The organism is Streptomyces shaanxiensis, assembly GCF_039537145.1.
GTDB lineage: Bacteria > Actinomycetota > Actinomycetes > Streptomycetales > Streptomycetaceae > Streptomyces > Streptomyces shaanxiensis.
In genome coordinates this window covers 184,168-195,212 of record NZ_BAAAZY010000008.1, presented here as the reverse complement: position 1 = coordinate 195,212, position 11,045 = coordinate 184,168, and the positions used below count along the sequence as shown (strand labels likewise).

8 protein-coding genes and 1 pseudogene are annotated in these 11,045 nt (G+C 71.9%); 3 read left to right on the top strand and 6 right to left on the bottom strand.

Annotated elements, in window-relative coordinates; genetic code table 11:
* The coding region (locus ABD932_RS12535; RefSeq protein WP_345011792.1) for a LacI family DNA-binding transcriptional regulator at positions 1-340 on the bottom strand (340 nt) is incomplete at its 3' end.
* A gap of 334 nt (positions 341-674) precedes the next feature.
* On the opposite strand from ABD932_RS12535, the gene ABD932_RS12530 reads away from it, so the two are divergent.
* Entirely contained in the window at positions 675-2,159 is a 1,485-nt protein-coding gene (locus ABD932_RS12530) for a peptidoglycan D,D-transpeptidase FtsI family protein (RefSeq protein WP_345011790.1), read from the top strand.
* A 7-nt stretch (positions 2,160-2,166) separates the two neighbouring features.
* Entirely contained in the window at positions 2,167-3,102 is a 936-nt protein-coding gene (gene bla, locus ABD932_RS12525) for a class A beta-lactamase (protein WP_345011788.1), read from the top strand.
* A gap of 151 nt (positions 3,103-3,253) precedes the next feature.
* Here the strand turns inward: bla and ABD932_RS12520 are convergent, their stop codons facing one another.
* The 3 genes and pseudogenes from ABD932_RS12520 to mmuM form a co-directional block, all read right to left on the bottom strand.
* A complete protein-coding gene (locus tag ABD932_RS12520) occupies positions 3,254-5,647 on the bottom strand; it encodes a serine hydrolase (RefSeq protein WP_345011786.1) in 2,394 nt (797 codons plus the stop codon).
* Positions 5,648-5,857: 210 nt separating this feature from the next.
* Positions 5,858-6,059: pseudogene (locus ABD932_RS12515) on the bottom strand (GMC family oxidoreductase N-terminal domain-containing protein); the annotation flags it as partial.
* Between the two features lie 28 nt (positions 6,060-6,087).
* Positions 6,088-7,011, bottom strand: coding sequence for a homocysteine S-methyltransferase (mmuM, locus tag ABD932_RS12510; RefSeq protein WP_345011784.1), 924 nt, complete (start codon positions 7,009-7,011; stop codon positions 6,088-6,090).
* Between the two features lie 134 nt (positions 7,012-7,145).
* Between mmuM and ABD932_RS12505 the strand changes: the two genes are divergently transcribed.
* Positions 7,146-8,543: an amino acid permease gene (locus ABD932_RS12505; RefSeq protein ID WP_345011781.1), complete on the top strand. Its 1,398-nt coding sequence runs from the start codon at positions 7,146-7,148 to the stop codon at positions 8,541-8,543.
* A gap of 43 nt (positions 8,544-8,586) precedes the next feature.
* Here the strand turns inward: ABD932_RS12505 and ABD932_RS12500 are convergent, their stop codons facing one another.
* Both ABD932_RS12500 and ABD932_RS12495 read right to left on the bottom strand, forming a co-directional pair.
* On the bottom strand, positions 8,587-8,838 hold the full coding sequence (locus ABD932_RS12500) for a hypothetical protein (protein WP_345011779.1): 252 nt from the start codon (positions 8,836-8,838) through the stop codon (positions 8,587-8,589).
* Positions 8,839-8,883: 45 nt separating this feature from the next.
* Positions 8,884-11,001, bottom strand: coding sequence for an autotransporter-associated beta strand repeat-containing protein (locus ABD932_RS12495; RefSeq protein ID WP_345011777.1), 2,118 nt, complete (start codon positions 10,999-11,001; stop codon positions 8,884-8,886).
* Positions 11,002-11,045 lie beyond the last annotated feature (44 nt).

Below are 11,045 nucleotides of genomic sequence, written 5' to 3'. Positions count from 1 at the left end.
CCTCGTGCTGGACGTCGCCCTCCGTCGTGCACACCAGGCACAGATGGCCGAGCCGGCGGGCCTCCCGCTCCACCCCGTGCGCCATGTGCGCGAACGACGGCCCGGTGATGTCCTCCAGCACGAACGCCAGCGTCGGTGTGCCGACCCCGGCGACCGCCTTGGCACGCGCGTCGGCGACGTAGTCCAGGTCACGGACCGCCCGCATCACGCGCGTCCGCGTCGCCGAACTCACCGGATACACCCCGCCGAGCACGCGCGAGACGGTCGACGCGGACACCCCCGCGCGGGCCGCCACATCCCGGATCGTGCTGCGTCCCGCGTCCTCGCTCTTCCTGGTCATCCCTGCCTCGTCCCTCTCCCGGGCACCCTCGCCCACCCCCTGGGGAACCCACCCGGCAACACGATGGCAACCGGTTCCCGACCCGGAGGCTAGCAGCGGGTGAAGGGCGGGGACGAGTCCTGTGCGAGCGGCTCTCCGGCAGGTGTCCCACCGCGCGACGTGCCGCGACGACCTGATCCGTGATCCGGGAACCCGGCAACTCGCTCAACTATGGTGCAGGCATGGTTCTTTGTAATCCGACTCATGCCCTGTCACTGCTGACACGAGGGCATCGGCCAGTCGACCGTGTCTCCCGGGCGGCGGGACGAATACCGGTCGCCGGAGGTACGGCCGCGTGAACAAGCCACTGAGACGCATAGCCATCTTCTGCGGGATCCTGATGCTTGCGCTGCTGATTCGGGCCAACTGGCTCCAGTACCTGGAGGCGGACGAGCTCGCCACCGACGACAACAATCGACGCGTACTGATCAACCAGTACTCGGTACCGCGCGGCGACATCATCGTGGGCGCGAGATCGATCACGGGCTCGGTGGAGGTCGAGGGGTCGGACCTGAAGTTCGAGCGCACGTACAAGAACGGGCCCATGTACGCGCCGGTCACCGGATACGCCTCCCAGGCCATGGGCATGACCTTCCTGGAGAGCACGTACGACAGCGTGCTCAGCGGCCAGGACGACCGGCTGGCGTTCGAGCGCTTCACGGACGTCGTCACCGGAAAGGAACGGCGCGGCGGGGACGTCATCACGACGATCGACCCCAAGGCGCAGGAGGCCGGGTACAAGGGCCTGACGGACCTCGACGCCCGCGGCTCGGTGGTGGCCCTGGACCCGAGGACGGGGAAGGTGCTCGCCCTCGTCTCGACACCGTCCTACGACCCCGCGTCGTTCACCGGCAACTCCCTCAAGGAGAGCGACAGGTTCCGGGCGCTCGGCGCCGAGAAGGCCAAGCCGCTGGCCAATCGCGCGCTGCGCGAGACGTTCCCGCCCGGTTCGACCTTCAAGATCCTCACCGCCGCCGCGGCGCTCGAGCACGGCGTGGTGACGGACGTCGACGCCGCCTCGGACGCGGCCTCGCCGTACCTCCTGCCGCAGTCGACCAACAGGATCGGCAGCCAGGCCGGCGACGCCGTCTGCAACAAGGCATCGATGAAGACCGCCATGCAGTACTCCTGCAACAACGTCTTCCTCGACGCGGCCGTGAAGGTGGGCTCGGACAAGATGCGCGAGACAGCGGAGAAGTTCGGGTTCAACGAAGACGTCTACGCGGCCGATTTCGGCGACCTGCGGGCCACCAAGAGCCTCTACCCCGAGGACCTGGACAAGCCCGGCACCGCACTGACCGGCATGGGCCAGGGCAGCCTCACCAGCACCCCGATGCAGATGGCCATGGTGACGGCGGCGCTGGTCAACGACGGCAAGGTGATGCAGCCCTACGTCGTCGACGAGTTGCGCTCCCCCGATCTGAACCCCCTGGAGAAGAGCGAGCCCCAGGTCATGAGCCAGGCCGTCTCCGAATCCACGGCCGAGAAGGTCCGGGAGATGATGGAGCACACCGCCAAGGAGGGAAGCGCCAAGAGGGCCCTCATCGACGGCATCACGGTGGGCGGCAAGACCGGAACGGCCCAGCGCGGTGTGAACGTACGCGACCAGGTTCCCTACGGCTGGTTCGTCTCGTACGGCATGAAGCCCGACGGCGAGTCCGTCGCGGTGGCCGTCTTCATCGACCCGACCGACATGGACATCTCGCGTGAGGACATCTCCGGCGGCAGCCTGGCCGGACCCATCGCGCGGGACGTGATGGAGGCCGTCCTGCTGAAGTGAGCAGCCGGTGCCCGATGCCACGACGGCCCCTGCCCGCGAGGGGAAAGGGAGCCGTCACCACCCCCCTTCGGGCACCGGCCGTGCCGGCCGCGGCAGGGTACGCCTCGGTTCTCGAAAGCAGGTACCACCGCATGACCCCAGAGCACTCCGGCCCGTCCCGCCGTGCCCTCCTCACCGCGGCGGTCCTGCTGAACGCAAGCATGACGCCCGGCTCGGCGTGTACGCCCTGCATACCGGTACGGGCACGACGGTCGCCCACCGGGCGGACGAACGCTTCGCGTTCTGCTCCACGTTCAAGGCCCTCGCCGTCGCCGCCGTCCTCGACGGCAACCCGCTCAGCCACCTGGACACGCGCGTCACCTACGGCTGGAACGACATCAACTCCATCTCGCCCGTCACCCGGAAGAACGTCGACCGGGGCATGACGATCCGTCAGCTGTGCGACGCCGCCGTCCGGCACAGCGACGGAACGGCCGCCAACCTGCTGCTGCGCGACCTCGGCGGCCCGCGGCGGCTGACCGCCTACCTGCGCGAACTCGGCGACACCGTCAGCCGCCTCGACCACTACGAGCCCGAACTCCACCGGGCTCGCCCCGGGGACCCGAACGACACCACCACGCCCCGCGCGATCGCCGCCGACTACCGCGGAATCGTTCTCGGCGACGCGCTCGCCACCGACAGGCGCGCCCTGCTCACCGACCTTCTCGTCCGCAACACCACCGGCGGCAACCGCATCCGGGCCGGCCTGCCCAAGGGCTGGCGGGTCGCCGACAAGACCGGAACCGGCACCTACGGCCGGGCCAACGACACCGCCGTCGTGTGGCCGCCCCGCTCCGCGCCCCTCGTGCTGGCCTTCATGTCCGAGCGCTCGGAACGTGAGGCCCCGCCTAGTGAGGCCGTGATCGCCGAGGCCACGGAACATGTCGCCGCCGCGCTGACTTGACTGCGGGCGGCCGGGGCGGCCGGGTCTGCGGGGCCGCGGGTGCCGTGGGCTCCGCCGGTTCCGAGGGTCCCGCCGGTTCCGTAGGTCCCGCCGGTTCCGCCGTGGGCGCATCCGTCCCCGCGGAACCGGCGTCCGACGGCACCCGCTCCGCTCACCCGAGGCGAGTCAGCTTCGCCCCGACAGACGGCTCCTGAAGCTCCGACCGCAGCGCCACGGGCACGCGTTGTGCCCCCGCACCGCCGCCCACCGCCAGCTCGCCGACCACGGTCCCGGCCTTCGTCCCGCCGGTGAGGTCCTTGCCCCCGTCGCGGAGGGTGAGCGTCAGCTTCTGCCCCGGTGTCCCGACCACCTTCAGGTCCTTCGTGGCCACCAACGGCGTACGGCCTCCGAGACCGTCGTCGACATACCCGACGACCTGGCCCTTCTTCACCGCCGTCGCCGAGGTGAGCGCCTCCCGGACCGCCTTGATGATCTTCTCGCTGTTGTCCTGCACCAACTTCAGGCTGGTCGTACCGCTGGGGTCCGGCGGCGGGGCGTGCTGGTCCATCAACGAGCCCAGGATCAGCCGGTCCTCGCCGTCCACGGTCCGGTACGCCGCCCAGGACAGCGTGCCGCCCGCTGCGGTGTTGGAGCCGGTCTTGATGCCCCTGACGCTCAGCCCGGACATGAGCAGGTCGTTGTTGTTGTAGATGCGCCCGACCTCGGGGATGTCGGCGTTGGGCATCGCGACGACCGCGCGGAAGGACTCGAACCTCATGACCGCCTCGGCCAGCTTGAGCTGGTCGACGGCCGTGCTGACGGTGCCCTTGTCCAGGCCGCTGGGGTCGGTGTACGTCGTGTTCGTCATGCCGAGCGACTTGGCCGCGGCGTTCATCTTCCGGACGAACGCGGTCTCGTCCTCGCTCTCCGTGTTCCACCGGGCCAGCAGCCGGGCCACGTTGTTGCCCGACGGGATCATCAGCATCTTCAGCATGTCCTGGAGGCTGTACGTCCGGCCGGCCCGCAGCCCCTCGATGCGCGACTCGTCCTTCGACTTGCCCTCCTCCACGGTCCGGGCGTCGACGGTGACGTCCGGACCGGGCTCGTCCTTCTTGAGGGGGTGCTCGCGCAGCAGCACGTACGCCGTCATGATCTTGGCGACACTCGCCGTCGGGACGGGCTTCTGCTCCCCGAACGTCCCGATGGTGCCCGACCCCACGACCATGACCGCTGCCTGCCCCTCCTCGGGCCACGGCATGGTGAACGCGTCCCCGCCGATGGTGAAGGAGGAGGCGCTCCGGTCGAGGGCGAGGGTCGGGTCGGGGAGCGGGCGCAGCAGCTGGACGACGAGGAAGACCAGCGCGAGCAGCGCCACGAGAGGCGACCAGATCTTGACCCTGCGGAGGGTCGTGCGCAGGGGAGTGGCCGGGGGCGGCGGGGTGTTGGTGAGCTGCGCGAGCAGGTCGATCGGGGTGGGGGCGGGCTGCGGCTGCGCGTCCTGCGGCTCGGCGCTCGGCAGGTCGGCGACGCTGATCGCCATCGTCCTGTCGACTTCGGCCGCGGAGGCCTCCGGGGGCCGCAACGCCAGGGTGCGGGTGCTCTCGGAGCCCTCGGGGACGGCGGGTTCCTCGGGCGACTTCGCTCCCGGGGCTTCCTCGGGCTCCGCCGCGTCGGAGGCTTCCTCGGGTTCGTCCTCGGTGGGTGCGTCGGTGTTCGGGGCCGGTGCGGTGTCGTCGCCCTCGCCGGTCACGTCGATCGTCGCGTCGGCGCCCGTGTCGGAGGCCGTGTCCGATGCGTCGCCGTCGTCCCCGGCAGCCGCGTCGGTGCCCTCGTCCGGTGCGGTGTCGTCGTCCGCGGTCGTCGCGTCGGCGGGCGTCTCGGTGTTCTCGTCCGATGCCGTGCCGTCGTCCTCGGCGTCCGAGGCCTCCTCGGGGAGGGACCCGGCGTCCTGAGCCGGGACGTCGGCGGGCGCGTCGCCCTCATCGGCTTCCTCAGCCGGTTCGGCGACGGCGTCCTTCGGTTCGGCCGGTTCCTGTCCTGATGTGTCGGCGGTGTCCTTGGGCTCGGCGGGTTCCTCTGCCGGTGCGTCAGCAGCGTCCTCCGGCTGGTCCGGCTTCTGCGTCCCCTCGGGCGTCTCCAGCCCCTCTGCGCCCTCCGATCCCTCCAACGCCTTGGGCGCGTTGGGCTCTTCCGGCGTGTCGGCGATGTCCTCGGCCTCGGCCGGTTCCTCTGCCGGTGCGTCGGTGGCGTCCTCCGGTTCATCCGGCTTCCGCGCCTCGTCCGGCGTCTCCGTCTCTCCCGGAGTCTCCGTCTCCTCCACCGCCGTCGGCGTCTCCGGCCCCTCCACCGCCGTCGGCGTTTCGGGCTCCGCCTCCGACCCCGGCTCCTCTACCGGTTCCGTCGATTTCGCCGCTTCCGCCGACCCCGGTGCCGCCGTCTCCTCCCCGGACGGCCGCACGTTGTCCTGCTCGGCCGAATCCGGGCCCGAACCGTGATCGTCGCCGGAGCGTTCCGCCGACGGGTCGTCCTGGTCAAGGACGTCGGTGTCGGGTGTTCGGTCCCCCATCGCTGTCTCCTTCGTGCGCTCGCGACACATGCGTCCTACGAGACGGGCGGACGGGCACGTCGCGTTGCCTGAGGCAGGTGCCGGTGATTCTCGCCGGGCGATCCGGGGCCCAGGGGCCGGCCGGTGATCGCCTCGCGGCGGCGCGGCCAGCGTAACCGATCACTGTTCGAGGACGGCGGCGACGGCGGCCCGCGGTGACCGGAAACCGACGTGGCTCGGGCGGTTCTCGCCGACGCCCGGCAGGTCGTGCACGACGGGGATACCGAGCGCCTCGGCCTTGGGGCCGATGTTGGAGGGCAGCAGCGGGCGGGGCGAGTCGACGGCGCCCGCACGCAGGACGACCTCGCGCCGGGCGCGGACCAGGATTTCGGCGCCGTCCTTGGTGCCCACGCACGCCCTCGGCGTGCGGGCCGACGGCGAGCGGCGCGTGCCCCGCCGGGCTACCGCGCCTCCGCCAACGTACGCGCGATGGAACCGATCGCCTCCGGCCCCACCCGGCAGCACCCCCCGATCAGCCGTGCCCCGGACTCCCGCCACCCCCGCACCTGCTCGGCGGCGAAGCTGGAGCGTCCGTCCCAGGCGCGGGCCTCGGCGTTCCAGGCCTCGCCGCTGTTGGGGTAGACGACGACCGGCTTGCCCGTGACGCGGGCGGCGGTCTCGACGGCGGCCTCGACGTCCTCGGGCGCGCAGCAGTTCACGCCGACCGCGATCACCTCGTCGGCCTCGGCGGCCAGGGCGAAGGCCTCCTCCAACGGCTGCCCGGCGCGGGTACGGTCACCGGCGACGGAGTACGACAGCCAGGCCGGGACGCCCAGCCCGCGCACCGCCCGCAGCAGCGCCCGGGCCTCGTCGGCGTCGGGGACCGTCTCCAGCGCCAGCACGTCGGGACGGGCGCCGGCGAGCACCTCCAGGCGGGGCCGGTGGAAGCGCTCCAGCTCGTCCACGCTCAGCCCGTACCGCCCCCGGTACTCGGAGCCGTCCGCCAGCATCGCCCCGTACGGCCCGACCGACGCGGCCACCCACAGCGGCCGCGTGACGCCCCCGGCCTGTGCCTGCCGCACTGCCTCACGCGCCAACTCCACGCTCAGCACGAGCAGTTCGGCCGCCCGCTCGGCCTCGATGCCCCGCTTCGCGAACCCCTCGAACGTGGCCTGGTAGCTGGACGTGATCGCCACGTCCGCCCCTGCCTCGAAGTACGCGAGATGCGCCTGCGTGATCGCCTCGGGCCGCTCCGCGAGCAGCCGCGCCGACCACAGCTCGTCGCTCAGGTCGTGCCCGGCGGACTCGAGCTGGTTGGACATCCCGCCGTCGAGCACGACGGTCCCGGCGGCGAGGGCTTCGGTGAGGGTGATGGTGCTGGTCATGTCGTTGACGGTAGCCCCTCCGGAGCCGGAAGCCACGCGGATTGTGTCCACTCCATGAACAGGCCGACCACTATGTGGGACACCGGGATACGATCACGCTCTCCCCAGCTCACCCCCATCCCCCGGGAACCGCCATGACCGCCCCCAGCACGCCCGAGGCGACCGAGCCCGACGCGAACCCGGCCGCCCCACGCCGCCGTTCCTTCGGCCTGGCCGCCGCCACCGCCCTCGTCATGGGCAACATCATCGGCGGCGGCATCTTCGCCCTGCCCGCCGCCGTCGCCCCGTACGGCACGGTCAGCCTGCTCGCCTTCGTCATCCTGTCCATGGCCGCCGTACTGCTCGCGCTGCTCTTCGGCCGGCTGGCCCGGCGCAGCCCGGTCACCGGCGGCCTGTACGTGTACCCGCGCGACGCGTTCGGTGAGTTCGCGGGCTTCCTGTCGGCCTGGTCGTACTGGACGATGTGCTGGGTCAGCATCGCCGCCCTCGCCACCGCCGTCGTGGGGTACGTCGACGTCCTGATCCCCCTGCACGACAGTCACGCCCTCCAGGCGGCCGTCGCCCTCGCCGCGCTGTGGCTGCCGGCCGTCGCGAACTTCGCCGGGACCCGCTGGGTCGGCACGGTCCAAGTGGTCTCCACCGTCCTGAAGTTCGTCCCCCTCCTCCTGGTCGCCACCATCGGCCTGTTCTTCGTCGACGCCGACAACTTCGGCCCGTTCAACGCCTCCGGCGACAGCACGACCGGTGCGGTCGCCGCCGCGGCCGCCCTGCTCCTCTACAGCTTCCTCGGCGTCGAGTCGGCCGCGGTCAGCGCGGGCGAGGTCGAGAACCCCGAGCGCAACGTCGGCCGCGCGAGCGTGCTCGGCACCCTCGCCTCCGCCCTCGTCTACATCCTCGGCACGGTCGCCGTCTTCGGCCTCGTCCCGCACGACAGGCTGGTCGACTCCGGCGCTCCCTTCGCCGACGCCGTGAACGCGATCACGGGCGGCACCTGGGGCGGCACCGCCATCGCCCTGGTCGCCGTCGCCTCGATCACCGGCTGCCTCAACGGCTGGATCCTGCTGGCCGCGCAGATGCCGTACGCCGCCGCCCGCGACGGCCTCTTCCCGGCGCCGTTCGCGAAGGTCGGCAAGGGCGGGGTGCCCGGCTTCGGCGTCTGGGCGGTGGCCGTCCTCGGCACGATCCTCATCGCCCTCAACTACACGGCGGGCCCGGACACCACCTTCCGTGTCCTCGTCCTCATCACGACGTTCACCGGCTGCGTCCCGTACCTCCTGTCGGCCGCCGCCCAGCTGTACTGGCTGGCCCGGGGCACCCGTGAACGCGTCCGCCCGGCCGGCCTCGTCCGCGACCTGATCGTCGCCGCCCTCTCCTTCGCCTTCTCCTTCTGGCTGATCGCGGGCGCCGGTTACGCGGCCGTCTACCAGGGCGTGCTGTTCCTCTTCGCCGGCATCCCGGTGTACGTGTGGCTGCGCGGACGGCGGGAGACGGCCGAGGCGCCCGTCGAGACGTCCGTCAAGCCGTCCGTGTAGGAGGGCACGGGGTCGGGCCGCCGGGCCGGGCGAGGCGCCGGTGTCACGTCGGCGGCGCGACCCCATCGGCAGCCCCGCGCGCCCCGCGCGTCCGGTGTGCCCGGCGGCGGGCGTCACGGATGTGCAGCGCGCACGCGCCGAGGACGAGCGCAGCTCCGACGAGCACACAGGCGCCGCCGACGAGCCACGTCCCGCTGCCCGGCGGCTCGGAGAGCGCCGGGATCCCGAAGGCGACCACCGGCACCCCGATGCCGACGGCCGCACGACGCGCCTCGCTGCCCGGTCTCCTGCCCATGACCCCGTCTCCCCGCTGCCGAAGAGGTCCTGCCCAGGGCCGACCCTATGCCGAGTGCCGCCCAGCCCGGCGTCGCCCGCGCCCCCGCCCGAGCCGCGTCGCCGGCACCGCGAGCCCGACGAGCAGCCCAGAGGCCAGGACGTACGGCCACCAGCCGAGGCCGCCGCTCGCGGCGCTCGCGGTGGGGGCGCCCGGGGAGGCGACCGGGTCGGCCGCCGAGCGGAGGCTGTCGGAGCTGGGGGAGGGGGTCGCGGTGACGGCGGTGAGGACGACGTCGTTGCCGTCGCCGCCCCGGTAGCTGATCCGGTAGGCGGTGTCGCCCAACTCCAGCTTCTTGCCCTCCTTGAGGCCGGTGAAGGCGCCGGTGGTCCTCGCCCGCCCCTGATGGTCGAGGACGGTGATCCGCCGGGCGGGCTCGGTCGCCGTGGCCGCGGACGCGAGGTCCAGGTCGCCGGCCAGCCGGACCGCGCCCGTCACCTTCAACGGCCCGTCACGCAGGACCAGTTCACCCTTCGCGGACTGCGTGTAGCCGCCGGAGACGGTGAGGCCGGTCGCGACCACACCCTCGTTGGTCACCGCTCCCTTGACCGTGCCCTTGCCGCTCAGCGACTTCCCCGCGCCCACGCGCAGCCCCGAAGCGCCCACGTCCAGCCGCGACTTCGCCGACGTGAGCCGGATCGCCCGGCTGCGGGCGAGCGTCGCGCCGTCGCGCAGCGCGAGGGTGCCCTTCTTGACCGTCGTCGGTCCGGTGTACGTCATGGCGCCGCCCGTCAGGGTCGTCGTCGCGGCCCCCGACTGGGTGAGCGACCCGCTGCCGCCGATCCGGGACAGGGACAGGGCCTTGCGCGTGTTGTTCAGCACCAGGGAGCCGTTGTTGACGACCTTGTAGAGGCCGCCCCCGGTGTAGAGGCCGCCGTCGCCGCCCGACCTGCCGCTGCCCAGCCGCAGCACGGCGCCCTTCTCGACGGTCGTCGAGCCGTCGTAGTACTGGACGGCGGCGAAGGTGACGTCGTTGCCCTTCGTGCCCTTGATGACGATGTCCCCGGCGCCGGGCGCGGAGAGCGTGTCGTGGAACCGGCCGCCGCCGATGGGGGCACCCAGGGTCACCGGCCCGTTGTAGTCGAAGGTCAGCAGCGAACGGGAGCGGGCCGCCAACAGGTTGATGTAGACGGTCTCGGCGGTCCCGGGCATGAAGATCTTGTTCGTCGTCCCGTCGCCCCACTGGACGTTCGCGCCCTTGATGTTGGTGCCGCGCTTGTTGACGTTCTTGCGCGCGGGCGTCCAGTTCAGGGAAGGGTCGCTGAGCGAGGGGTCGGTGTCGCCGCCCTGGTTCGACCAGCTGTACTGCCCGGTGAGGATCACCTTGCTGCCGGGCCGGGACTGGACGTTGATGTCGCTGCCGTACTCGCGCTGGTAGAAGTCCATGCCCATGGTGACGGTCTGCCCCAGCGGGGTGTCCACGGTGTACGTGCCCTGGTTGAGGATCTTGCGCATGTTCGGCAGCGACGTCGCGAACTCCGGGCGTCCGGCGTTCACCTGCGTGCCGTTGTCGATCACCCCGGAGAAGGAGTGGGTGCCCGACAGGTCCCAGGTGCCCCAGAGGAACCGCGGCTGGGTGATCAGCCCGGAGCCGCTGATGGTGCCCAGGTTGTAGTCGACGTTCCTCAGGGACAGACGCAGGGTGCCGTCGACCTTGATGTTGTCCTGGTTGAGCCGGAACGCCGGGGTGTTGTACGGGAAGCGGCCGATCAGCCCGGTACTGCCGCCGTTGCCGTACTGCAGGGTCGCCCCGCGCTCGACCGTGATCGCCGGGGGATCGGGGTCGGTCGTGGTGACGTACGGGTGGTTGCCGCCCTGGATCCGAACGTTCTGCCGCTGCCGGGACCTCGGCAGCGCGAAGTCGCTGTCCTTGGTCAGGATCAGGGTCCCGGTGCCGCGCACGGTGAGTGTGCCCTCGCCGCGGAAGACACCGTCGTACGTCGTCGTCCCCGATGGCACTGTGATCACCGTGTCGCCGCTGAGCGTCACGTCCCGGCCCGCGAGCACGTCGGCGGTGACCTCTCGCGGGCCGGCGGCCACCGCGGGGGGAGCGGTGACGGTGAGGGCGGCGACCGCCGCGAGGGCGCCGGCGACGGCTGCTGTCGTGTGGGTGAGGCTGCGCACATCATCGGGGACGGGCGGAGGGGGCAGCCGATAACAGAAATTTT